Raw genomic sequence first — 22,572 nt, forward strand, 5'->3', positions numbered from 1 at the left:
CTCTCAGCCCAGCAGGACGTCGTCGTCGCCCAGCCGCTTCAGCTCGCGGTAGAGGACGGCGAGGCCGGTGACGATCGCGATGGCGGACACCGAGGCGTCGATCAGCCGCAGCGTGTCCTTCTCGGTGCGGGCCTTCTTGATCTGCTTGGCGACACCGAGCGCGCCGAACGCGGTGGTGGCCATCGACAGATACGTACCGGACTTCGACGTCTTGAAGCCCTTGGCCTTGGACAGTGCCTTACTCACAGCGACGGAGCCTCCTCGAGCAGCGGGTGCCCCCACTTTTCCACGAAGGCGGCCTCGACGGCCGCACCGACCGTGTACAGCCGGTCGTCCTTCATCACCGGGGCGATGATCTGAAGACCCACCGGGAGGTCGTCCTCCGGCGCGAGACCGCAGGGCAGCGACATGGCCGCGTTGCCCGCCAGGTTGGTGGGGATGGTGCACAGGTCGGCCAGGTACATCGCCATCGGGTCGTCGGCGCGCTCGCCGATCGCGAAGGCGGTCGTCGGGGTCGTCGGGGAGACGATCACGTCGACCTGCTCGAACGCCCTGTCGAAGTCCTGCTTGATGAGCGTGCGGACCTTCTGGGCGCTGCCGTAGTACGCGTCGTAGTAGCCGGAGCTGAGCGCGTAGGTGCCGAGCATGATCCGGCGCTTGACCTCCGGTCCGAAGCCCTCCTCACGGGTGAGGGAGGTGACCTCCTCGGCGGAGTGGCCGCCGTCGTCGCCGGTGCGCAGGCCGTAGCGCAGGCCGTCGAAGCGGGCCAGGTTGGAGGAGCACTCGGACGGCGCGATCAGGTAGTACGCGGCCAGCGCCAGGTCGAAGGACGGGCAGTCCAGTTCGACGATCTCGGCGCCCAGCTCCTTCAGCAGCTCCACGGCCTCGTCGAAGCGCTGCACGACGCCGGCCTGGTAGCCCTCGCCGCGGAACTGCTTGACCACGCCGACGCGCATGCCCGCCACACGGCCGTTGCGCGCGGCCTCGACGACCGGCGGGACCGGCTCGTCGATCGAGGTGGAGTCCATCGGGTCGTGCCCGGCGATCACCTCGTGCAGCAGCGCCGCGTCCAGCACCGTGCGGGCGCAGGGGCCGCCTTGGTCCAGGGACGAGGAGAACGCGACCATGCCGTAGCGGGACACCGCGCCGTAGGTCGGCTTGACGCCGACCGTGCCGGTGACGGCGGCCGGCTGGCGGATGGAGCCGCCGGTGTCGGTGCCGATGGCCAGCGGCGCCTGGAAGGAGGCCAGCGCGGCGGAGGAGCCGCCGCCGGAGCCGCCGGGGATCCTGGTGAGGTCCCAGGGGTTGCCGGTGGGGCCGTAGGCGCTGTTCTCGGTGGAGGACCCCATGGCGAACTCGTCCATGTTGGTCTTGCCGAGGATGACGACGCCGGCGGCCTTCAGCCGCTGGGTGAGCGTCGCGTCGTACGGCGGGATCCAGCCTTCGAGGATCCTGGAGCCGACGGTGGTCGGCACGCCCTCGGTGGTGAAGATGTCCTTCAGCGCGAGCGGGACGCCGGCCAGCGGGCCGAGCTTCTCGCCGCGCGCCCGCTTCTCGTCGACGGCGCGGGCCTGGGCGAGGGCGCCCTCGCGGTCCACGTGCAGGAAGGCGTGCACCTTCTCGTCGACGGCCTCGATCCGGGCGAGGTGGGCCTCGGCGACCTCGACGGCCGTCAGCTCGCCGGAGGCGATCTTCTCGGCGGTCTCGGCGGCGGTGAGCCTGATGATGCTGTTGCTGTCCGTCATGGCGGTCACTCCTCCCCCAGGATCTGCGGCACCTTGAAACGCTGCTGCTCCTGGGCCGGGGCGCCGGAGAGCGCCTGCTCGGGGGTGAGCGACGGACGGACCTCGTCCGCGCGCATGACGTTGGTCAGCGGCAGCGGGTGGGAGGTCGGCGGTACGTCTTGGTCGGCGACCTCACTGACGCGGGCCACCGCGCCGATGATGTCGTCTAGCTGTCCCGCGAAGTGGTCGAGCTCTTCGGGCTTCAGCTCCAGACGCGCCAGCCGGGCGAGGTGGGCGACCTCCTCGCGCGTGATGCCAGGCATGCAGCGTTCCTCTGAGGTGAGTGCGTGTGGTGTGGGGCCAATCCTATGGGGCCGGGCGCGGTGACCGTGAAACGGTTTCCCCGCCGTCTCCCCAACCGTCGTCCCTTCCGCGGCCCGCCCGCCGTCCTGTCCGCGGGTCCAACCTCCGTCCCTTTCGCGGGCCCGGCCGCCCTCCCGGCCGCCCTCCCGTCCGCGCTCCCGGCCGCCTCAGCCGCCCCGGCCGCCCGCTCACTCGTCGGACGCGGCGGCCGGGAGCGCCGCGGGGGGGCGGATCCAGCCCCGGGAGCCGCGGGCCCGCAGCCACGCCGTCGTCTCCTCCGGCGGCATCGCCGCGGCGACCAGCCAGCCCTGCACGGCGTCGCAGCCCAGGTCCCGCAGCCGCTCCCACGTCTCGTCGTCCTCGACGCCCTCGGCGACGACCAGCAGCCCCAGGGAGTGCGCGAGGTCGACGGTGCAGCGCACGATCTCGGCGTCCTCGGTGTCCACGGCGAGCCGGGCCACGAACGAGCGGTCGATCTTCAGCTCGCTCACCGGCAGCCGGCGCAGGTGCACCAGCGAGGAGTAGCCGGTGCCGAAGTCGTCCAGGGACATCTTCACGCCGTGCGCGGTGAGCCCGGCGAGCGTGTCGGCGGCGCGCTGCGGGTCCTCCAGCAGCACGTGCTCGGTGATCTCCAACTGGAGCGCTCCGGCCGGGACGCCGTGCCGGGCCAGGCGGGCGGCGACCGAGCCGGCGAAGCCGGGGGTGTGCACGTCGCGCGGGGAGACGTTGACCGCGACCGGGACGAGCAGCCCCTGGGCGCGCCAGGCGGCGACCTGGCCGAGCGCCGTCTCCAGGACGTACTCCGTCAGGTGGGGCATCAGCCCGGAGGACTCGGCGATCGCTATGAACTCGTCCGGCGGGACCTTGCCGCGCTCGGGGTGCACCCAGCGCACCAGGGCCTCCAGGCCGGCGACCTGGCCGTCGAAGCGGACCTTGGGCTGGTAGTGCAGCTCGACCTCGCGGGCGTCCAGGGCGCGGCGCAGGTCGCCGAGCAGCCCGAGCCGGTCCGGGGTGTTGGAGTCCCGCTTGGACTCGTAGACCTCCACGCCGGTGCGGTCCCGCTTGGCCTGGTACATGGCCACGTCCGCCCGCCGCAGCAGGCCCTCGGCGTCCAGGGCGTGGTCGGGGAAGACGGCGACCCCGGCGCTGGCCTCCAGGACGAGGGTGAGCCCGTCGAGGTCGAGCGGGGAGCTGAGAGCGGTCACCAGGCCGCGCGCGATCCGGGTCGCGGACGTCGTGGAGTCCGCCACGGGCAGTAAGACGGCGAACTCGTCGCCGCCCAGGCGGGCGGCCTCCGCTCCGCGCGGCAGCGCCTGCCGCAGCCGGTCGGCGATCTGGAGCAGCAGCCGGTCTCCGGCGAGATGACCGAGCGTGTCGTTGACCGAGCGGAAGCGGTCGAGGTCGATCAGCATCAGAGCGGTCCGGGCGCCGATGCGTTCGGCCCCGTCGAGGGCGGTCCAGATGCGCTCCAGCAGCCACTGCCGGTTGGGCAGCCCGGTCAGCGGGTCGCGCAGTTGCTCCTCGGCCCTGGCGCGGGCCATCCACAGGGTGGAGTCCAGGGTGATCAGCGGGACGGCGAACAGCGGCAGCAGCACCGGCCGGGTGGCGGCGACGACGCAGACCAGCGGGGCGATGCCGAGCAGGGCGACGGCGACCAGGCCCTGCCTCGCCAGGGCGGAGCGGGAGGCGGTGGGCAGTCCGGCGACGGGCGGGGTGTGCAGGTACCACTGGAGAACGCGGGTGACCCCGAGGTAGGCCGCGGCGGCCAGCGTCACCTCGGGGACGGCGTACGCGGTCCAGGCGGCCGGGTCCCAGGGGTGCTCGACGCTCGGCGCCTGGCCGAAGGCGCCCAGGACGAGGGCGGCGGCGGCCACGCCGAGGAGGTCCACCGCGCCGTGCAGCACGCCGGTGCGCCAGCGCTGGCGCCGGGCCGCGCCGACCAGGACGACCACGCTCAGGCTGACCAGCCCCGCGGCCGCCCAGCCGTAGCGCAGCAGCACGCCGAGGGTGAGGGCGGCGCCGGAGCCGGTGCCGCCCCACCAGCGGGCGCGGCCGAGCATGACCAGGTGGGCGACGATGACGCCGGTGAGCACCGCCAGCGACCAGCCGGCGGCGCCGGACGGGAAGGGGGCGCGCTCCCCGGTGACCGCCTCGCGCAGCGCGGCGCCCAGGACGATCCCGGCCGCCGCGACGACCGCGACGGGCAGCGACCGCCGGCACGGCGGCTTGACGGGCTCGGACTCCGGGAGCTGCGGGGGCTGTTCGGCGGCCGGCGCGTCCGCGGCGCGGACCTCGGTCACGGCGAACCGACCGGTCGTGTGCGCCGTGGGGTCGGCGCGCCGCGGCTGTTTGCGGGCGTCCGCACGCTCCCCCGTCCGCCCCGGGCGCCCACGCCATGCGCCGGCCACTCGGCGCAGCCGTGAGTCCGGGGCGGCGCTCTCGGTCGGTTCCATTCCCGTCCCTCTCACAGCCGGCGGTTCCCGCGCCATGCGGACCGACGCCCGACGTCACCGGGCGCGGCGCCGCGTCGGAAGACCCTTCCGCGTACTCCGCGTACTCCTCGCACTGGCCGTACTCGTCGTATTAGTCGTACTCGTCACACTTGTCATACTCATTGAGGAGACGGGGACGCCCCGGTCGCCTCCGGGCGCGGCGGGTGCGCTCCTCAACAGTAGGCCGCTGAAGGCTTCCACGGGCGGCGGTCGCCCGAATGCGCCCCGGCCACCCGTATGCATCTGGTATGCGCCGTACGGGCGGCCTTCAACCGCTACTCGCCGGTCGGAAGCGCGACTTCGGCCGCCGCGTCCGGTCCTCGCTCCAACAGCACGCCGAAACCGTCCTCGTCGAGGACCGGCACCTTCAACTGCATCGCCTTGTCGTACTTCGAGCCGGGGTTGTCGCCCACGACGACGAAGGACGTCTTCTTCGAGACCGCGCCGGTCACCTTGGCGCCCCGGCTCTGGAGCGCCTCCTTGGCGCCGTCCCGGGTGTGCTGCTCCAGGGTGCCGGTGACCACGACGGTCAGTCCTTCGAGCGGGCGGGGCCCTTGGTCCTCGCCGGCGCCCTGGTCCTCCAACGGGACTCCGGCGGCACGCCACTTGCGCACGATCTCGCGGTGCCAGTCCTCGGCGAACCACTCCTTGACGGCGGCGGCGATGATCGGGCCGACTCCGTCGGTCGCCGCGAGCTCCTCCTCGCTCGCCTCCTCGATGCGCTCCAGGGAGCGGAACTCGCGGGCCAGCGCCTGGGCCGCCACCGGTCCGACGTGCCGGATGGAGAGCCCGTTGAGGAACCGGGCCAGCGGGCGGTCCTTGGCCGCCTCGACGTTCTGGAGCAGGGCGAGGGTGTTCTTCTTGGGCTCGCCCTTCTGGTTGGCGAAGACCGTGACGACCTTCTCCTCGCCGGTCTTGGGATCGCGCTTGGGCAGACCGCTGTCGGGGTCCCGGACGTACGCCCGGATGGGCAGCAGCTTGTCCACGGTCAGGTCGAACAGGTCGCCCTCGTCGGCCAGCGGCGGCTCGGTCCCTTCCAGCGGCCGGGTCAGCGCGGCGGCGGCCACCGTGCCGAAGTGCTCGACGTCCAGGCACTCCCGGCCCGCGAGGTAGGACACCCGCTCGCGCAACTGGGCCGGGCAGGTGCGGGCGTTGGGGCACCGGAGGTCGATGTCGCCCTCCTTCATGGCCCGCAGCGTGGCACCGCACTCGGGGCACTCGGCCGGCATCACGAACTCCCGTTCGCCGCCGTCGCGCAGGTCGACGACCGGGCCGAGGATCTCCGGGATGACGTCGCCGGCCTTGCGCAGCACCACCGTGTCGCCGATGAGGACGCCCTTGGCCTTGACCACCTCCTGGTTGTGCAGGGTGGCGAACTCGACCTCGGATCCGGCCACCGTGACCGGCTGGACCTGGGCGTAGGGGGTGACGCGGCCGGTGCGGCCGACACCGACCTTGATGTCGATCAGCTTGGTGTTGACCTCTTCCGGCGCGTACTTGTAGGCGATGGCCCAGCGCGGCGCCCGCGCGGTGGAGCCGAGCCGCCCCTGGAGGCGGATCTCGTCGAGCTTGACGACCACGCCGTCGATCTCGTGCTCCACCGAGTGCCGGTTCTCGCCGTAGTGGGCGATGAACGCGCGGACGCCGTCGACGTCGTCGACCACCCGGTTGTGCGGCGAGGTGGGCAGCCCCCAGTCGTGCAGCACCGCGTAGGCCTGGGAGAGGCGGGTGAGGCCGGTGTACCCCTCCAGGGCGCCGATGCCGTGGACGACCATGTGCAGGGGGCGGGTCGCGGTGACGCGCGGGTCCTTCTGGCGCAGCGAACCCGCCGCCGCGTTGCGCGGGTTGGCGAACGGCTTGTCGTCGGCCTCGACCAGACGGCGGTTCAGCTCCTCGAACTTCTCCATCGGGAAGTAGACCTCGCCGCGGACCTCCACGAGGTCGGGCACGCGGTCGCCGCCGAGCCGGTCCGGGATCTCCGCGATGGTGCGCACGTTGGAGGTGATGTCCTCGCCGGTGCGGCCGTCGCCGCGGGTGGCCGCGCGGGTGAGCCTGCCGTGCTCGTAGGTGAGGTTGACGGCGAGCCCGTCGACCTTCAGCTCGCACAGGAAGTGGTACTCCTGCTCGCCCAGCTCCTTGGCGACGCGGTCGGCCCAGGCGGCGAGGTCGTCGTCGTTGAAGGTGTTGTCCAGGGAGAGCATCCGCTGCCGGTGGTCGACGGCCGTGAACTCCGTGGCGTACGAGCCCGCCACCTTCTGGGTCGGCGAGTCCGGCGTGCGCAGCCCGGGGTAGCGCTCCTCCAGCTCCTCCAGGGAGCGCAGCAGCCGGTCGAACTCGGCGTCGCTGACGACGGGGGCGTCGTGCACGTAGTACCGGAAGCGGTGCTCCTCGACCTGGTCCGCGAGCCGGGCGTGCCGCTCCCGCGCCTCGGCGGGCGCCGCTGTCTCCGCTTGCTGCTTGTCGCCGGCCACCGTGGTGTCCTCCCGTTACTCTGGGTCGTCCGCGAGGGATCTCGCCGCTCGGACGCAGTGGACCAGGGCCCGGCGCGCGTACCCGGGCGAGGCGCCCGCGAGACCGCACGCCGGGGAGAGGGTGACCGCCTCCGGGAGGAGCCCCGGTCGCAGCCCCAGCCTGCGCCACAGCGTTCTGACACCCATGACGCTACCGGCAGGGTCTGACAACGGGCCGTCGGTGGCGGGGACGACGCCGGCGATGAGGTGGGCGCCCGACTCCACGGCCTCCCCGATCGCCTCGTCGTCACGCTCGGTGAGCAGGGAGAAGTCGAAGGAGACCGCCGACACGCCGGTCCGGCGCAGCAGACCGAACGGCACGTCGGGCGCGCAGGAGTGCACCGCGACGGGACCGTCGGCGTGCACGGCGACGAGGTCGCGCAGCGCGGACTCGACGAGCTGCCGGTCCACGGCCCGGTGCGTGCGGTAGCCGCTGGCGGTCCGCACCTGTCCGCGCAGCACGGCGGTGAGGGAGGGCTCGTCGAGCTGGAGGACCACCTCGGCGCCGGGCGCCCGGCGCCGGACCTCGTCCAGGTGCAGCCGCAGCCCCTCGGCGAGCGAGGCGACGAGGTCCCGGCAGGCGCCGGGGTCGGACAGGGCGGCCTGGCCGTTGCGCAGCTCCAGGCCGGCGGCGAGCGTCCACGGGCCGACCGCCTGCACCTTCAGCGGGCCCTGATAGCCCTGCGTGTGCTCCTCCAGGGCGTCGAGATCCTCGCGCAGCCAGGAGCGCGCCCGCCGGGTGTCCCGCCCCGGCCGGTCACCGATCCGCCAGCCGCTGGGCTCCACGCGCGCGTACAGCTCCACGAGCATCCCGGCGGTCCGGCCGATCATGTCGGCGCCGGGCCCCCGGGCGGGCAGCTCGGGCAGGAAGGGGAAGTCCTCGAAGGCGCCGGTCGCCGTCTTGGCGGCCTCCCGGGCGTCCTCGCCGGGCAGGGAGCCGACCCCGGTGGCGGCGCCGAACCTGAACTGGGTGTTCTCGCTCACGGTAGGGAAGCCTACGCAGCGGCGGGCCGCCTCGCGCAACCGGCGGGGGCCGGTCCCGGCCGCCGGGGCCGGTTCAGCGTCCCGGGCGCACCGTCAGGTCGTTGACCTCGGCGTCGCGCGGCAGGTCGAGGGCCATGAGCACGGCGGTCGCGACGGACTCGGGGTCGATCCAGCGGTCCGGGTCGTACTCCTTGCCCTCCTGCTGGTGGACCTTGGCCTGCATGGGGCTGGCGGTGCGGCCGGGGTAGACGGAGGTGACCCGGACGCCGTTGCCGTGCTCCTCCTGGCGCAGGGAGTCGGCCAGCGCCTTCAGGCCGTGCTTGGAGGCGGCGTACGCGGCCCACTCGGCGTGGGCGCTCAGGCCCGCGCCGGAGTTCACGAACAGCACGTGGCCGCGCGCGGCGCGGAGCTGGGGCAGGAAGTGGCGGGTCAGCTCGGCCGGGGCGATCAGGTTGACGTCGAGCTGGTGGCGCCACGTCTTGGGGGTGAGGTCGCCGACCGGGCCGAGGTCGACGACGCCCGCGACGTGCAGCAGGGAGTCGACCCGGTCGGGCAGCGCCTGGTGGGAGAAGGCCCAGCTCAGCCGTTCCGGTTCGGCCAGGTCTCCGACGAGCGTGCGGGCGCCGGGGAACTCGGCCGCCAGCTCGCGGGCCCGGCCCGCGTCGCGCGCGTGCAGCACGAGGCCGTCCCCGCGCGCGTGCAGCCGGCGGGCGACGGCCGCGCCGATGCCGGAGCCGGCCCCGGTGATCACATGAGTAGCCATGCCCGCCATGCTCGCACCCGCGGCTCGGCGCCCGGCCGCCGCCTCCCGCGGCGCAGCGCGGGCACATGGGCCCCTCACACCTCCTTGGCGGCCCCTCCGCTCCTCCTGGGCGGCCCCGCGGCTCCAGCGCCCGGCCGTCAGCTCCTTCTCGGCGGCCCCGCAGCTCCGCGCCCGGCCGTCGGCGGCGGCGGAGGAGGACCTCCCGGCGGCCGCTTCGGGAGGGGAGCGGGAAGCGTCCCCCGAGGCCGCCTCCCGAGGGGAGCGGGAAGCGTCTCCGGCGGGCGCCGCGCGCACAGCGCCGGAAACGGCCCCGTGAGCTGCCGGGAAGAACTCCGCGCGCCCGAGCGCTCACCTTGTATGACTCAAGGACACACGATCACCGTCGAGCAGAGCGACGACCACGTGCGCGTGGTGCACGGCGGGCAGGTCCTGGCCGAGAGCGAGCACCCGCTGGTGCTGCGCGAGACCGGATGCCCGCCGCGCTACTACCTGCCGCCCGCGGACGTCCGCCTCGGCCTGCTGACTCCCTCCGAGACGCACACCCACTGCCCGTTCAAGGGCGACGCGTCCTACTGGTCGCTGCCGGACGCCGCCGACCTGGCGTGGGCGTACCCCGAGCCCAAGCCGGACGTGGCCCCCATCAAGGACCACCTGTGCTTCTACGACGTCGAAGTGTTGTGACCCCATGAGCCGCCCCGCGAGTGGCAGTCTTGACCGGCATGGAGACCAAGACGCTCTCGCCTGACGGCACTCCCCTCGCCTACCGCCGCACCGGCCGGGGTCCGGTGGTCGTCCTGGTCAGCGGCGCGATGTCGACGGGCGCCACCGTCGCGCCGCTGGCGGCGGCGCTCGCGGACCGCTGCACCGCGGTCGTCTACGACCGGCGGGGCCGCGGGGAGAGCGGGGACACCGCGCCCTACGCGGTGGAGCGCGAGGTGGAGGACCTGGCGGCGGTGATCGACGCGGTGGGCGGCGAGGCCGCGCTCTACGGCATGTCCTCCGGCGGCGCGCTGGCGCTGCGGGCGGCGGCGAGCGGGCTGGCGGTGAGCCGGGTCGCCGTGTACGAACCGCCGTTCGACGTGCGCGAGGGGCAGGAGCGGGAGCGCGCCGAGTACACCGTCGCCCTCGCCGAGGCGCTCGGGCGGGACCGGCGCGGGGACGCGGTGGAGCTGTTCCTGCGCAAGACCGGACTGGCCGAGCAGATGATCGCCAACGCCCGCCAGTCGCCGATGTGGGCCGGTCTGGAGGCGGTCGCGCCCACGCTGGCCTACGACGACGCCGTGATGGGCGACGGCACGGTCCCGGCCGACCTACTGGCCTCGGTCTCCATGCCGGTGCTGGCCGTCGCGGGCGAGGCGAGCCCGGAGCCGATGCGCGAGGCGGCCCGCCGGGTGGCGCGCGACGTCCCCGAGGGCGCCTACACCGTGCTGGACGGCCAGACCCACGCGGTGGAGCCGGAGATGCTGGCGCCGGTGCTGGCCGACTTCTTCGAGGCGTACGGCGGGTAGTGCGGTGACCGGGGAGGTGTGAGCCGGCGACCGTCTCGCGCCGCCGAGCTGTCCGCACAGCGCACCCGGCCGCCGGACGCGGTCACGCCGTCGTGGCCACAGACCGCCGGGTGGCGGCGATCGTCGCGGAGCCCACCACGCGGGTGCCGTCGTAGAGCACGACCGCCTGGCCGGGGGCGACGCCGCGGACCGGCTCGGCGAAGGCGACCCGCAGTTCGCCGTCGACCAGCTCCGCGGTGACCTCGCTCTCGCCGCCGTGGGCGCGCAATTGGGCGGTGTAGGCGCCCGGCCCGGTAGGAGCGGCGCCGCACCAGCGGGGCCGGATGGCGGTGAGGGCGTCGACGTCCAGGGCGGAGGCCGGGCCCACGGTGACGGTGTTGTCCACCGGGGAGACGTCCAGGACGTAGCGGGGCTTGCCGTCGGGGGCGGGAGTGCCGATGCGCAGGCCCTTGCGCTGGCCGACGGTGAAGCCGTACGCGCCCTCGTGCGTGCCGACTTTGGCCCCGGACTCGTCGACGATGTCGCCCTGCGCCACACCGAGGCGGCGGGCGAGGAAGCCCTGGGTGTCGCCGTCGGCGATGAAGCAGATGTCGTGCGAGTCGGGCTTCCTGGCGACGGCCAGGCCCCGGCGCTCGGCCTCCGCGCGGATCTCGTCCTTGGTCGTGACGGTGTCCCCGAGCGGGAAGAGCGCGTGCGCGAGCTGCCGGTCGTCCAGAACGCCGAGAACGTACGACTGGTCCTTGGCCATGTCGGAGGCGCGGTGCAGCTCGCGGGCGCCGTCCTCGCCGACGATCACCTGGGCGTAATGGCCGGTGCACACCGCGTCGAAACCGAGGGCGAGGGCCTTGTCCAGCAGCGCGGCGAACTTGATCTTCTCGTTGCAGCGCAGGCACGGGTTGGGGGTGCGGCCGGCCTCGTACTCGGCGACGAAGTCCTCGACCACGTCCTCGCGGAACCGGTCGGCCAGGTCCCAGACGTAGAACGGGATGCCGATCACGTCGGCGGCCCGCCGGGCGTCTCGGGAGTCCTCGATCGTGCAGCAGCCCCGCGCGCCCGTGCGGAAGGACTGCGGGTTCGCGGAGAGCGCGAGGTGGACGCCGGTGACGTCGTGGCCGGCTTCCGCGGCGCGGGCGGCGGCGACGGCGGAGTCGACCCCGCCCGACATGGCGGCGAGGACGCGGAGGGGGCGGGGGCGCTGCGGGGTGTCAGTCATAGCCCCTTCAGGGTACGGGTGCGCGGGAGGCGGAAGCGCCGGGCGTCCGCGGCGGCGCCGGGCGGCGGCGGCCCCTACGTCAGCCCCGCCGCTCGGGCCCGCTCGACGACCGGGCCGATGGCCTTGGCGACCGCTTCGACGTCCGCCTGGGTGGAGGTGTGGCCCAGGGAGAAGCGGAGGGTGCCGCGCGCGAGGTCGGGGGCGACGCCGGTGGCCAGCAGGACGTGGCTGGGCTGGGCGACGCCCGCCGTGCAGGCGGAGCCGGTGGAGCACTCGATGCCCTGGGCGTCCAGCAGGAGCAGCAGGGAGTCGCCCTCGCAGCCGGGGAAGGTGAAGTGGGCGTTGGCGGGGAGCCGTCCGCCGGGCGCCGGGTCGCCGCCGAGGACGGCGTCGGGCACGGCGGCCCGCACGGCCTCGACCAGGCGGTCCCGCAGCGCGCCGATGTCCCGGGCGAACCGTTCCTGCCGCGCGGCCGCGATCCGGCCGGCCGCCGCGAAGGACGCGATGGCGGGCGTGTCCAGGGTGCCGGAGCGGACGTGGCGCTCCTGGCCGCCGCCGTGCAGCACGGGCACGGGGCTGTGCTCCCGGCCGAGGAGCAGCGCGCCGATGCCGTACGGACCGCCGATCTTGTGCCCGGAGACCGTGAGGGCGGCGAGCCGGGAGGCGGCGAAGTCGACTGGGATCTGGCCGAACGCCTGCACGGCGTCGGCGTGCAGGGGGACGCCGAACTCGGCCGCGGTCTCGGCGAGTTCGCGGACCGGCAGCACCGTGCCGATCTCGTTGTTCGCCCACATGACGGTGGCCAGGGCCACGTCGTCGGGGTTGCGGGCGATGGCCTCGCGCAGGGCGCCGGGGTGGACGCGGCCGTGGGCGTCGACGGGGAGGTACTCGACGGCGGCGCCCTCGTGCTCGCCGAGCCAGTGCACGGCGTCGAGGACGGCGTGGTGCTCGACGGGACTGGCCAGCACCCGGGTGCGGGCCGGGTCGGCGGCGCGGCGGGACCAGTACAGGCCCTTGACGGCGAGGTTGTCGGCCTCGGTGCCGCCGGAGGTGAACACGACCTCGCTGGGGCGGGCGCCGAGGGCCTCGGCGAGGGTCTCGCGGGACTCCTCGACCGTGCGGCGGGCCCGGCGGCCGGACGCGTGCAGCGAGGAGGCGTTGCCGGTGACGCCCAGCGCGGCGGTCAGCGCCTCTGCCGCCTCGGGAAGCATGGGGGTGGTCGCGGCGTGGTCGAGATAAGCCATGGTGAGGCTGATTCTACGGGGCTTCCCCCGGGCTTCTGCGGGGCGGCCCCGGGTGGCGCCGGGTCGCGGGCGCCCCGGGCGGCCGGCCTCGGGCGGGCGCCTGCCGCCTCCCGGCGGCTTCGGCGCGCGACGGGATCAGAAGCTCCACGACACCGTGTGGTCCGCCTGCATCAGAGCCACGAGGACGACGAGGTCGGCGACGCCCAGGGCGAGGCCGAGGACGGCGCGGCCGCGGCGGGTCGTGCCCCGGCCCAGGGCCACCGCGGCGAGCACGAGGGCGATGGGGCCGAGGAAGAGGTTGAGCACGAGCAGGCCGAGCAGGCCGAGGATGAAGGACGCGACGGCCATGCCGTCGGCGTCGCGCGCTCCGGTGCGGGAAGCGGCCGGGGCGGTGCGGGGCGCGGCCGGGTCGGTGACGGTCGCGTGCGGAGCGGCGGCGGGTGCGGCCGGGGCGGTGAGCTGCATGGCGGATGACCTCCGACAGTCGGGCGGACGGGCGGACGGGCTGATGGGGCTGAGCAGGGCTGAGCAGGGGTGCCGGGGCGTCAGTGCGAGGCGTCGCGGCGGCGGGCGTGGCGCTCGCGGAGCGCGAAGACGCCGAGCCAGGCGGCGATCACGACGGCGGCCACGACGGAGAAGCCGAGCGGCGCGTGGGCCACGGCGCCCAGGGTGACGCCCAGCAGCATCAGCGCGGCGACGAGGAACAGCATGGGATCGGATCCCCCTCAGAAGTCTGGGTGAACGATTGTAGTAACAAGTGTTCACTGACTTGCAAGTCTAACGTGTCTCACCGCTTTTAAATTCGGGAGAACAGTTGTTAACTGCATGGCATGAGTCACACCCTCGGCATCCGGCAGGCCCAGAAGCAGAAGACCCGGCAGGCGCTCCTGGACGCCGCGCTGGCCCTGCTGGAGGAGCAGAGCCTGAGCAGCCTGGGCCTGCGCGAGGTGACGCGCGCCGTCGGCGTGGCGCCGACGGCTTTCTACCGGCACTTCCGCTCCACGGCGGATCTCGGCGTGGCGCTGGTGGAGGAGGCGCTGGGCAGCCTGCACCCGATGATCCGGACCACGGTGTCGGCGGCCGACGACAGCGAGCGGCGCATCGCGCGCGCGGTGGAATTGATCGACCGTCACGTGCGGGACTTCCCGGCCCACGTGCGGTTCGTCGCCCGGGAGCGGCACGGCGGGGTGCAGCCGGTGCGCGAGGCGATCCAGGAGCAACTGGTGCGCTTCGCCCGCGAGGTGAAGGGCGAGCTGGCCGACGACCCGCACGCGGCGGGCTGGAGCGACGACGACCTGCTGATGCTCGCCCACCTCTACGTCGACCAGATGCTGGTCACCGCCTCGCTCTTCCTGGAGGCCCTGGACGCCTCCCAGGAGGAGCGCGACCGGGTCGCGCAGGTCGCCGTGCGGCAACTGCGGCTGATCAGCGTCGGCCGCCGCCACTGGCTGGACTGACCGCCGCCCCGGAGCGCTCCGGGGCGGCGCTTCGCGATCAGCCCAGGCGGACGCGGGCGAGCTGGCGGGACTGGGCCACCAGGCGGTCGGCGCTGTCCCAGACCTCGGCGTCCTCCTCCAGGAAGCCGCCGGCGAGGTTGCGGGTGGCGATGGAGACGCGCAGCGGGCCGGGCGCGGGGCGGCAGCGCACGTGCACCGTCAGCTCGACGGTCGGGACCCAGCCCTTCAGGCCGAGTTCGAAGGCCGTCGGGGGCAGCGCGTCGACCGCGAGGAGCAGGGAGAGCGGATCGGCGTCGCGGCCGTCGGCGAGGCCGAACCAGGCGCGCATCTCGCCCTTGCCGGAGGGCGTGCCGAGCGCCCAGCCCAGGGTGGCCGGGTCCAGCTTGAGCGTCAGACGGTCGGCGATGGCCGAGCTTCCGGCCATCGGGGAGGGCCCGTCCTGCGAGCCGAGGCACTGCTCCATGGCCGGGATCGCGGGCGGCCGGGCCGCGGTGCGCACGTCGTCGGGGAGCGCGTCCAGGTCGCCGTAGGAGGCCAGCACGCGGATGCGCTCCACCTCGCGCCCGTCCTCGTCGTACTGGAAGAGGGACGCCTGGCCGGTGGAGAGGGTGCGGCCGGTGCGGACGACGTCCGTGCGCACGACGGCGGGTCCGGGCTGGGAGGCCGTGAGGTAGTGCGCCGAGACGGTGAACGGATCGGGGTGCGGCAGCGCGTCCGCGAGCGCGCGGCCGAGGACGGCGAGCAGATAGCCGCCGTTGACCGCCCCGGCGATCGTCCAGCCGGGCGACAGGTCGATGTCGTAGACGCCCGGGGCGCGCCGGGAGAGCGCGGTGTCCCGGTCGAACTCGCTGTCGCCGACCGCGGCCGGGCCGTCCTGAGCGGCCGGCACGACCGGCGCGGAAGCTGCTTCTGGCATACGCGAAACGTTACATCAGCCCTCTACTAAGCGGTAGCTTTGCTTTGCGGTCAGGCAATTTCTTGGTAAGTGTCCGTTCTCACCCGTAACCGCGGGGCCCTCATTCCCCTCTACCGGGACATGAGCCTCACCGGGACTCCGTTCCTGTACGCCACCGTCGCCCTGGCCGCGGTCGCCCTCGTCCTGCCGTTCGTCCTGTGGACGCGGCTGCGGGGGCCCAGGGCGCTGCGCGCCGCCGGCCGGGCGCTGATGCTGCTGTTCGCCCAGGCCACGGCCGTCACCCTGGTCTTCGTCATGGTCAACAACGCCAACAACCTGTACGACAACTGGGCGGACCTGCTCGGCACCGGCAACCACGTGCAGAAGGCCGCGAACCTGGGCGCCGACGGCACCGGCGGCATCGCCTACCGGACGCTGCCCCGGGTCAAGCAGACCTTCGGCCCGGCCGACGGACCCGGGATGCACGCGGCCGGCGGAGTGCGGGTCACCCAGCTCAAGGGCCGGGTCTCGGGGGTGAACGCCGAGGTCTACGTCTGGCTGCCGCCGCAGTACGGCCAGCCCGCCTACCGGAACCGGAAGTTCCCCGTGGTCGAGCTGTTGTCCGGCTACCCGGGCTCGGCGAAGGCGTGGTTCGGCTCGATGAAGGTGCACGAGCAACTGGAGCCGCTGATGAGAAGCGGCCGCGTCGCCCCGTTCATCCTGGTGGCGCCGCGCACCAACCTGGTCGCCAAGGCGGACACCGGCTGCGCCAACGTGCCCGGCACCGTGAACGCGGACACCTGGCTGAGCATCGACGTGCCGAAGATGATCGCCGACAACTTCCGCGCCCAGCCCGCCCCGCAGGGCTGGGCCGCCGCGGGCTACTCGGCGGGGGCGCACTGCGCGGCCAAGCTCGCCGTCGCCCATCCCGACCGCTTCCGGGCCGCGGTGAGCCTGTCCGGCTACAACGACCCGATCGGCGAGCACGCCTCGCTGGCCGCCCAGAGCCTCGCGATGCGCCGCGCGAACAACCCCTACTTCCTGCTGCGCCGTTACCGCAAGCCGCCGCACATCGCGCTCTACCTGTCCGGCGAGACCGGGGACGGCTACGAGGCCGGGGTGGCGCTGGAGCAGATCGCCAAGCCCCCCACGACCGTGCGCGTGGTGTTCCTGCCGCGCAGCGCGGGCGGGCACACCATGGAGCTGTGGCGGCCGCAGGTGCCCGAGGCGTTCCGCTGGCTGACCGCCCAACTGACCGGGAAGGGCGACCCGCCCCGCAAGGCCCGCGCTACTCCTCGCGCACGGTCGAGCGCCGGTTCCAGGCACGCGGCGCTCGCCAGTGGAAGCGCATCGACAGCAGCCGCAGGACGAAAGCGGTGACGACCGCGAGCGCGGTGGTCAGCGGGGTCAGCGCGTCGTAGCGGATGCACAGCACCACCACGGCGGCGCCGATGATCGCCGGGACCGCGTAGAGGTCGCGGTCCCAGCGCAGCAGTGAGGGCACCTCGTTGGCGAGCACGTCGCGCAGCACGCCTCCGCCCACGGCGGTCGCCAGGCCCAGGGCGGCCGACGAGGTGAGGCTGAGCCCGTAGTCGTACGCCTTCGTCGTGCCGGAGACGCAGAACAGGCCGAGCCCGGCCGCGTCGAAGACGTAGACGGCCCTCTGGATGCGCTCCACGTGCGGGTGCAGGAAGAAGACCACGACCGAGGCGAGCAGCGGGGTGACGAAGAAGCCGAGGTCGGTGAAGGCGGCCGGGGGCACGGCCCCGATCACCACGTCGCGGAACAGCCCCCCGCCCAGCGCGGTGACCTCGGCGAGCACGGCGATGCCGAAGACGTCGAAGTTCTTGCGGACGGCCAGCAGCGCGCCGGAGACGGCGAACACGAAGATGCCCGCCAGGTCGACCGAGTGCTGGACGGAGGGGCTGAACAGTTGCTGAATCACCCTGAATTCTTACCCGGAGCAGGGCGTGGACCTTGCTTCGCAAGGCCAGGCGAGCCGGGCGGGCTTACAGGGCGGGCTTTCCGGTCGTGCGGAGCCAGGTGTGGAAGAGGCCGTCCAGCCGCTGCCCGGAGACCTGTTCGGCCAGGCGGACGAAGTCGGCGGTGTCGGCGTTGCCGTAGCGGTGCAGCCTCGTCCAGGCGGGCAGCAGCTTGAAGAACGCCTTGTCGCCGATGCGTTCGCGCAGCGCCTGGAGCGTCATGGCGCCCCGCTGGTAGACCGCGCCGGCGAACATGGTGTCGCGCTGCGGGTCGGCCACCTTGACCTGCCAGAAGGCGTCGTCGGCCGGGATGGCGTCGTAGACGGCGCGGAAGGAGTCGTGCGCCGAGCGCGTGCCCTGGTGCTCGGCCCACAGCCACTGGGCGTAGGTGGCGAAGCCCTCGTTGAGCCAGATGTCCTTCCAGTGCTTCACCGACACCGAGTCGCCGAACCACTGGTGCGCCAGCTCGTGCACGATCGTGGTCTCGCTGCGCACCGCCGAGTAGGCCGGCTTGCTCTGCACCTCCAGCGAGAACCCGGCCTCGGGCATGTCGTCGACGATCGCCCCGGTCTCCTCGAACGGATACGGCCCGAAGACCCGCGACCAGTAGTCGGTGGCGGCGGCGGTGACCGCGTAGACGTCGACCTTGTTGCTGTCCTTCAGCTTCGGGTCGATGGCCACGTACATCGGGATGCCGCCCGGGGTCCGGCCGGTGCGCACGTCGAACTTCCCGATGGTGGCGGTGGCCAGATAGGTCGCCATCGGCCGGCTCTCGCGCCAGTGGGCGTAAGAGGAGCCGCCGCGGGTGTACGCGGAGACCAGCCGGCCGTTGGACACCCCGGTCAGGCCCTTGGGCGCCTTGATGCGGATGTCGTACGTGGCCTTGTCCGAGGGGTGGTCGCTGGAGGGGAACCAGGTCGAGGCGGCGTTCGGTTCGCAGGCCACGAACACGCCGTCGTCGGTCTTCATCCAGCCGTAGTGCGAGCCGAACACGATGGGGCCGCCGAGCGGCTCGGGTATGCCGCCGTAGGCGACGGTGACCGTGAAGGAGCGGTGCTTGCGCAGCGTCTGACGCGGGGTGATGCGCAGTTCGTCGCCGCGGCGGGTGAAGCGGGCGCGTCTGCCGTCCACGTCGACCCGGGTGACCTGGAGCTTCTGGAGGTCCAGGTCGAAAGAGGACAGGTTCTCGGTGGCGCGGGCGGTGAGCGTGGTGCGGCCGTCCAGGCGGCCGGTGGCCGGGTCGTAGGCGACGTCGAGGGCGTAGTGGCGGGCGTCGAAGCCGCCGTTGCCCAGCTCGGGGAAGTAGGAGTCGCCGATGCCTGGGGCGCCGTGGACGGGCGCCGAGGAGGCCGCGACGGTGAGAAAGGAGAGGGCCGCGGTGACTACGGCCCCGAGACGTGCCGAACGGGAGAGTGCCATGAGGTCATCCCTTCGCGCGTGCTGAGATCGGTTGATCGCACGGACGGGGTCGACTCTGCGCTCTCCCGTTCAGACATGGACATGACTTTGCCAAGTCGTCATGCCTCAGTCGTCACTTGACTCCTGACGGTCGCGGTCGGCGGACCCGGTGCTTCGAGGGCCCTTCGGCTCCGCGGCGCTCGCGGAGTCCTCGGCGGCCGCGGGGTCCTCGGCGCGCTCGCCCTCGCGGGGGCGTTCGGCGGCCGGAGCGGCCGCCGCGTCCTGCGCCGTGGGCTTCTCCACGACGGGGGACTTCTCGACCGGAGCGGGCTTCTCCGCCACGACGGGGTCCTCCGCCTCGGCGGGCTTCTCCGCCACGGCGGGCTTCTCCGCCACGGCAGGCTCCTCCGCCACGACGGGCTCCTCCGTCACAGCGGGCTCCTCCGCGACGGCGGGCTTCTCCCCCGCGACAGGCTCCCCCGCCACAACGGGCTTCTCCACCACGGCGGCCTCCCCCGCCACGACGGGCTCCTCCGTCACGACGGGCTCCTCCGTCGCAGCGGGCTCCTCCGCGACGGCGGGCTTCTCCACCACGACAGGCTCCTCCGTCTCGGCAGGCGCCGGTGTGGCCGAGGGGGTTTCCGCTATCTCCTCGGCGACCGCCGCCGACGTCTCGGCGGACTTGGCCAGGACCTCGTCGGCGACCAGCGCCGCGGCCTCCTTGGCGGCGGACAGCAGCACCGTCTCCTGCGGCGCCTGGTCCGCGAAGTCCTCCGGGTGGTGGCAGGCCACCCGCTGACCGGGCTTCAGCTCCAGCAGCACCGGCTCGGTCGTACGGCAGATCTCCGTCGCCTTCCAGCACCGGGTGTGGAACCGGCAGCCGCTCGGCGGGGAGATCGGCGAGGGCACGTCGCCCTTGAGCAGGATGCGCTCGCTCTTGGCGTTCTTGCGCCGGGGGTCCGGGATCGGGACGGCCGACATCAGCGCCTTGGTGTACGGGTGCATCGGCGCCCGGTACAGCGAGTCCCGGTCCGCCAGCTCGACGATCTTGCCGAGGTACATCACCGCGATCCGGTCCGAGACGTGCCGGACGACCGACAGGTCGTGCGCGATGATCACGTACGTCAGGCCCAGCTCCTGCTGGAGGTCGTCCAGCAGGTTGACGACCTGCGCCTGGATCGACACGTCCAGCGCGGACACCGGCTCGTCCGCCACCACCAGCTTCGGCTTGAGCGCGAGCGCGCGGGCAATGCCGATGCGCTGGCGCTGGCCGCCGGAGAACTCGTGCGGATAGCGGTTGTAGTGCTCGGGGTTGAGGCCGACCACCGACAGCAGCCGCTGCACCTCCTTCTTGACCCCGCCCTCGGGCTGGACGCCCTGGAGCCGGAAGGGGGCGCCGACGATGGTGCCGATGGTGTGCCGCGGGTTCAGCGAGGAGTAGGGGTCCTGGAAGATCATCTGCACGTCGCGGCGCATGGGGCGCATGCCGCCGATGCCGAGGTGCGTGATGTCCTTGCCCTGGAACTCGACCTTGCCGCCGGTCGGTTCGAGCAGCCGGGTGATCAGCCGGCCCATCGTCGACTTGCCGCAGCCGGACTCGCCCACGACGCCGAGGGTCTCGCCGGAGCGCACCTCGAAGTCCAGGCCGTCGACCGCGCGGACCGCGCCGACCTGCCGCTGGAGCAGGCCCTTCTTGATCGGGAAGTGCTTCTGAAGGCCGGTCACCTTGAGCAGGACCTCGCCGGGCGCGACCTCCCCGGCGAGGGCGACCGCGCCGGAGGCCGGCGCGGACCCGCCGTCACTCCGCGCGGGGACGTCCGCCGCGGCGCGCTCGGCGTCCCGGGCGTGCTCGGCCTTGGCGGCGGTCTGGGCGGTCTCTGAGGTCTCGGCGTTGTCGCTCACAGCTTCGGCGCAATCTCTTCGGTCCAGATCCGCTCCCGCTGCTCCGGCGTCATGTGACAGGCGGCCCAGTGCCGGTCGCCGATCAGGGCCAGCTCGGGCCGGACCGTGCGGGTGACGTCGTCCTTCGGGATGTCGGCGTACGGGCAGCGCGGGTTGAAGGCGCAGCCGGACGGGACGTTGATCAGGGAGGGCGGGGAGCCCTTGACCGGGATCAGCCTTTCCTGCTGCTCGCGGTCCAGGCGCGGCATCGAGCCGAGCAGGCCCCAGGTGTAGGGGTGGCGGGGCGCGTAGAACACGTCGTCGGCCCGTCCGCGCTCCACGCAGCGGCCGCCGTACATCACGAGGATGTCGTCGGCCATCTCCGCGACCACGCCCAGGTCATGGGTGATCATGATGACGGCGGACCCGAACTCCTTCTGGAGGTCGCGGATCAGGTCGAGGATCTGCGCCTGGACGGTCACGTCCAGTGCGGTGGTCGGCTCGTCCGCGATGAGCAGTTCGGGGTTGTTGACCAGCGACATGGCGATCATCGCGCGCTGGCGCATGCCGCCGGAGAACTCGTGCGGGTAGCTGTCCACTCGATTGGCCGGCTCCGGGATGCCCACCCGGTCCAGCATCTCCACCGCGCGCCGCTTGGCGTCCTTCTTGCCCACCTCGTGGTGGACCCGGTACGCCTCCACGATCTGCTGCCCGATCGTGTAGTACGGGTGCATGGCGGACAGCGGGTCCTGGAAGATCATCGCCATCTTCCGGCCGCGCAGCCGGCGGACCTCGTCCGGGTCGGCCGCGATGAGTTCCTGGCCGTCCAGCCAGACCTCGCCGGAGACGCGGGCGTTGGCCGTGCGGTGCAGGCCCATCACGCCCAGCGAGGTGACGGACTTGCCCGAGCCGGACTCGCCGACGATGCCGAGGGTCTGGCCGCGCCGGACGTCGAAGCTGACGCCGTCCACCGACTTCACCAGACCGTCGTCGGTGTCGAAGTGGATGCGCAGGTCCCGCACGGACAGGAACGCGTCGTCGGCGCCGGACGGGGCGACGGGGGCCGGTGCGTCCAGCGCCTCCTTTTCGAGCTTGCTCACGAGTACCTCACGCGGGGGTCGATGGCGGCGTACACCAGGTCGACGACGAGATTGCAGACGACGATGAAGAACGCGGCGACCAGGGTCACGCCCATGACGATGGGCAGGTCGTTGTCCTTGATCGCCTGGATGGAGTAGGCGCCGATGCCCTGGAGGGAGAAGACCGTCTCGGTGAGCACCGCGGTGCCGACGAGAGTGCCGAAGTCCATGCCGAAGATGGTGACGATCGGGGTCAGCGCGGCCCGCAGGCCGTGCTTGGTGACCACGGTGGTCTCCTTCAGGCCCTTGGCGCGGGCGGTCCTGATGTAGTCCTCGCCCATCGTCTCCAGCATGCCCGCGCGGGTGAGCCGGGCGTACAGGGCGGAGAAGAGGAACGCGAGGCTGACCCAGGGCAGCAGCAGGTGCCAGGCCCACTCGGCCGGGTTCTGGGTGAACGGCACGTAGTCGGTGCTGTCCCAGATCGGCCACTGGTAGACGAACAGCGCGTTGATGATCTGCCCGGTGAAGAAGATCGGCAGCGAGACGCCGGCCAGGGCGATGAACATCGACACGCGGTCGACCGGGCTGCCCTTGCGCAGCGCCGAGACGACGCCGGTCGTGACGCCGAAGATCAGCCAGATCACGGCCGCGCCGACGGCCAGCGAGAAGGAGATCGGGATGCGCTGGGTGAGCTGGGGCCACACCTCTACGTGGCTCTTGAACGAGTACCCGAAGCAGGGCGCGTCGCAGTGGGTCGCGTCCGGTCCGAACTTGTAGTCGGCGCCGGCGAACAGGCCCTTGAGGTAGTGCCAGTACTGCATGTAGATGGGCTGGTCGAAACCCAGGTTCCGCTTGATCGCGGCGACGGACTCGGGGTTGGCGTCCTTGCCGACGTACTGGGTGGCGAGCTGGGTGGCCGTCTGGCCGCCCAGGCGGGGGACCAGGAAGAAGATGGCGAAGGTGACTGCGCTGACCACCAGCAGCAGTACCACGGCGCCCAAGACGCGTCGGATGATGTACGCAGCCACAGCGTGCGGCTCCGGGAGGCCGGGACGGGAGTAGCCCGTCCCGGCCGCCCG

General features: G+C 73.0%; 21 protein-coding genes. 4 read left to right on the forward strand and 17 right to left on the reverse strand.

Annotation, left to right across the window (positions count from 1 at the left end; genetic code table 11):
• Positions 1-3 precede the first annotated feature (3 nt).
• The 7 genes from ABZ861_RS17655 to ABZ861_RS17685 all read right to left on the reverse strand — a co-directional run bounded on the left by ABZ861_RS17655 (position 4) and on the right by ABZ861_RS17685 (position 8,836).
• Positions 4-246, reverse strand: coding sequence for a hypothetical protein (locus ABZ861_RS17655; RefSeq protein ID WP_361630838.1), 243 nt, complete (start codon positions 244-246; stop codon positions 4-6).
• The gene (gene gatA, locus ABZ861_RS17660; protein WP_361630841.1) at positions 243-1,745 is read right to left on the reverse strand and encodes an Asp-tRNA(Asn)/Glu-tRNA(Gln) amidotransferase subunit GatA; all 1,503 of its coding nucleotides are present in this window, start codon (positions 1,743-1,745) and stop codon (positions 243-245) included. Before gatA ends, ABZ861_RS17655 begins: the two co-directional genes overlap by 4 nt.
• 5 nt (positions 1,746-1,750) lie before the next feature.
• Entirely contained in the window at positions 1,751-2,047 is a 297-nt protein-coding gene (gatC, locus tag ABZ861_RS17665; RefSeq protein ID WP_006130840.1) for an Asp-tRNA(Asn)/Glu-tRNA(Gln) amidotransferase subunit GatC, read from the reverse strand.
• A 228-nt stretch (positions 2,048-2,275) separates the two neighbouring features.
• Complete coding sequence (locus ABZ861_RS17670) at positions 2,276-4,540, reverse strand: bifunctional diguanylate cyclase/phosphodiesterase (protein ID WP_361630844.1); 2,265 nt, start codon at positions 4,538-4,540, stop codon at positions 2,276-2,278.
• 314 nt (positions 4,541-4,854) lie between these two features.
• Complete coding sequence (gene ligA, locus ABZ861_RS17675) at positions 4,855-7,050, reverse strand: NAD-dependent DNA ligase LigA (protein WP_361630847.1); 2,196 nt, start codon at positions 7,048-7,050, stop codon at positions 4,855-4,857.
• A gap of 15 nt (positions 7,051-7,065) precedes the next feature.
• Complete coding sequence (locus tag ABZ861_RS17680; protein ID WP_361630850.1) at positions 7,066-8,073, reverse strand: methionine synthase; 1,008 nt, start codon at positions 8,071-8,073, stop codon at positions 7,066-7,068.
• A gap of 73 nt (positions 8,074-8,146) precedes the next feature.
• Positions 8,147-8,836: an SDR family oxidoreductase gene (locus ABZ861_RS17685; protein ID WP_361630853.1), complete on the reverse strand. Its 690-nt coding sequence runs from the start codon at positions 8,834-8,836 to the stop codon at positions 8,147-8,149.
• A 357-nt stretch (positions 8,837-9,193) separates the two neighbouring features.
• Between ABZ861_RS17685 and ABZ861_RS17690 the strand changes: the two genes are divergently transcribed.
• Positions 9,194-9,517, forward strand: a complete 324-nt coding sequence (locus ABZ861_RS17690; protein ID WP_361630856.1) for a DUF427 domain-containing protein — start codon at positions 9,194-9,196, stop codon at positions 9,515-9,517.
• Positions 9,518-9,555: 38 nt separating this feature from the next.
• Positions 9,556-10,344 carry an alpha/beta hydrolase gene (locus tag ABZ861_RS17695; RefSeq protein ID WP_361630858.1) on the forward strand — a complete coding sequence of 263 codons (789 nt, stop codon included), beginning with the start codon at positions 9,556-9,558 and terminating at the stop codon, positions 10,342-10,344.
• An 82-nt stretch (positions 10,345-10,426) separates the two neighbouring features.
• Here ABZ861_RS17695 and mnmA read toward each other — a convergent pair whose 3' ends face one another.
• The 4 genes from mnmA to ABZ861_RS17715 form a co-directional block, all read right to left on the reverse strand.
• Positions 10,427-11,557, reverse strand: a complete 1,131-nt coding sequence (mnmA, locus tag ABZ861_RS17700) for a tRNA 2-thiouridine(34) synthase MnmA (protein WP_361630861.1) — start codon at positions 11,555-11,557, stop codon at positions 10,427-10,429.
• A 74-nt stretch (positions 11,558-11,631) separates the two neighbouring features.
• On the reverse strand, positions 11,632-12,801 hold the full coding sequence (locus ABZ861_RS17705; RefSeq protein WP_361630864.1) for a cysteine desulfurase family protein: 1,170 nt from the start codon (positions 12,799-12,801) through the stop codon (positions 11,632-11,634).
• A gap of 135 nt (positions 12,802-12,936) precedes the next feature.
• The gene (locus ABZ861_RS17710) at positions 12,937-13,266 is read right to left on the reverse strand and encodes a DUF4190 domain-containing protein (RefSeq protein WP_361630867.1); all 330 of its coding nucleotides are present in this window, start codon (positions 13,264-13,266) and stop codon (positions 12,937-12,939) included.
• A gap of 80 nt (positions 13,267-13,346) precedes the next feature.
• A complete protein-coding gene (locus tag ABZ861_RS17715) occupies positions 13,347-13,511 on the reverse strand; it encodes a hypothetical protein (RefSeq protein WP_361630870.1) in 165 nt (54 codons plus the stop codon).
• A 120-nt stretch (positions 13,512-13,631) separates the two neighbouring features.
• On the opposite strand from ABZ861_RS17715, the gene ABZ861_RS17720 reads away from it, so the two are divergent.
• A complete protein-coding gene (locus tag ABZ861_RS17720) occupies positions 13,632-14,258 on the forward strand; it encodes a TetR family transcriptional regulator (RefSeq protein ID WP_361630873.1) in 627 nt (208 codons plus the stop codon).
• 37 nt (positions 14,259-14,295) lie between these two features.
• Here the strand turns inward: ABZ861_RS17720 and ABZ861_RS17725 are convergent, their stop codons facing one another.
• Positions 14,296-15,174, reverse strand: coding sequence for a thioesterase family protein (locus tag ABZ861_RS17725; protein WP_361630876.1), 879 nt, complete (start codon positions 15,172-15,174; stop codon positions 14,296-14,298).
• A 120-nt stretch (positions 15,175-15,294) separates the two neighbouring features.
• On the opposite strand from ABZ861_RS17725, the gene ABZ861_RS17730 reads away from it, so the two are divergent.
• Positions 15,295-16,533 carry an alpha/beta hydrolase-fold protein gene (locus ABZ861_RS17730; RefSeq protein WP_361631047.1) on the forward strand — a complete coding sequence of 413 codons (1,239 nt, stop codon included), beginning with the start codon at positions 15,295-15,297 and terminating at the stop codon, positions 16,531-16,533.
• Here ABZ861_RS17730 and ABZ861_RS17735 read toward each other — a convergent pair.
• The 5 genes from ABZ861_RS17735 to ABZ861_RS17755 all read right to left on the reverse strand — a co-directional run bounded on the left by ABZ861_RS17735 (position 16,442) and on the right by ABZ861_RS17755 (position 22,521).
• A complete protein-coding gene (locus ABZ861_RS17735) occupies positions 16,442-17,098 on the reverse strand; it encodes a trimeric intracellular cation channel family protein (protein WP_361630879.1) in 657 nt (218 codons plus the stop codon). The genes ABZ861_RS17730 and ABZ861_RS17735 overlap by 92 nt on opposite strands.
• A gap of 64 nt (positions 17,099-17,162) precedes the next feature.
• Complete coding sequence (locus tag ABZ861_RS17740; protein ID WP_361630882.1) at positions 17,163-18,554, reverse strand: M1 family metallopeptidase; 1,392 nt, start codon at positions 18,552-18,554, stop codon at positions 17,163-17,165.
• Between the two features lie 105 nt (positions 18,555-18,659).
• Positions 18,660-20,435, reverse strand: coding sequence for a dipeptide ABC transporter ATP-binding protein (locus ABZ861_RS17745; RefSeq protein ID WP_361630885.1), 1,776 nt, complete (start codon positions 20,433-20,435; stop codon positions 18,660-18,662).
• The gene (locus ABZ861_RS17750) at positions 20,432-21,490 is read right to left on the reverse strand and encodes an ABC transporter ATP-binding protein (RefSeq protein WP_361631050.1); all 1,059 of its coding nucleotides are present in this window, start codon (positions 21,488-21,490) and stop codon (positions 20,432-20,434) included. Before ABZ861_RS17750 ends, ABZ861_RS17745 begins: the two co-directional genes overlap by 4 nt.
• Before the next feature lie 20 nt (positions 21,491-21,510).
• Positions 21,511-22,521, reverse strand: coding sequence for an ABC transporter permease (locus ABZ861_RS17755; protein ID WP_361630888.1), 1,011 nt, complete (start codon positions 22,519-22,521; stop codon positions 21,511-21,513).
• Positions 22,522-22,572 lie beyond the last annotated feature (51 nt).

Source organism: Streptomyces sp. NPDC046985, from assembly GCF_040644415.1.
In the GTDB taxonomy this organism is placed as follows: Bacteria; Actinomycetota; Actinomycetes; order Streptomycetales; family Streptomycetaceae; genus Streptomyces.

Bases quoted from the DNA above. Each gene is read 5' to 3' on its own strand.
- ABZ861_RS17690 (WP_361630856.1), top strand. From the start codon at position 9,194: ATGACTCAAGGACACACGATCACCGTCGAGCAGAGCGACGACCACGTG.
- ABZ861_RS17705 (WP_361630864.1), bottom strand. From the start codon at position 12,801: ATGGCTTATCTCGACCACGCCGCGACCACCCCCATGCTTCCCGAGGCG.
- mnmA (WP_361630861.1), bottom strand. From the start codon at position 11,557: ATGACTGACACCCCGCAGCGCCCCCGCCCCCTCCGCGTCCTCGCCGCC.
- ABZ861_RS17670 (WP_361630844.1), bottom strand. From the start codon at position 4,540: ATGGAACCGACCGAGAGCGCCGCCCCGGACTCACGGCTGCGCCGAGTG.
- gatA (WP_361630841.1), bottom strand. From the start codon at position 1,745: ATGACGGACAGCAACAGCATCATCAGGCTCACCGCCGCCGAGACCGCC.
- ABZ861_RS17740 (WP_361630882.1), bottom strand. From the start codon at position 18,554: ATGGCACTCTCCCGTTCGGCACGTCTCGGGGCCGTAGTCACCGCGGCC.
- gatC (WP_006130840.1), bottom strand. From the start codon at position 2,047: ATGCCTGGCATCACGCGCGAGGAGGTCGCCCACCTCGCCCGGCTGGCG.
- ABZ861_RS17725 (WP_361630876.1), bottom strand. From the start codon at position 15,174: ATGCCAGAAGCAGCTTCCGCGCCGGTCGTGCCGGCCGCTCAGGACGGC.
- ABZ861_RS17730 (WP_361631047.1), top strand. From the start codon at position 15,295: ATGAGCCTCACCGGGACTCCGTTCCTGTACGCCACCGTCGCCCTGGCC.
- ABZ861_RS17695 (WP_361630858.1), top strand. From the start codon at position 9,556: ATGGAGACCAAGACGCTCTCGCCTGACGGCACTCCCCTCGCCTACCGC.
- ABZ861_RS17715 (WP_361630870.1), bottom strand. From the start codon at position 13,511: ATGCTGTTCCTCGTCGCCGCGCTGATGCTGCTGGGCGTCACCCTGGGC.
- ABZ861_RS17710 (WP_361630867.1), bottom strand. From the start codon at position 13,266: ATGCAGCTCACCGCCCCGGCCGCACCCGCCGCCGCTCCGCACGCGACC.
- ABZ861_RS17720 (WP_361630873.1), top strand. From the start codon at position 13,632: ATGAGTCACACCCTCGGCATCCGGCAGGCCCAGAAGCAGAAGACCCGG.
- ABZ861_RS17685 (WP_361630853.1), bottom strand. From the start codon at position 8,836: ATGGCTACTCATGTGATCACCGGGGCCGGCTCCGGCATCGGCGCGGCC.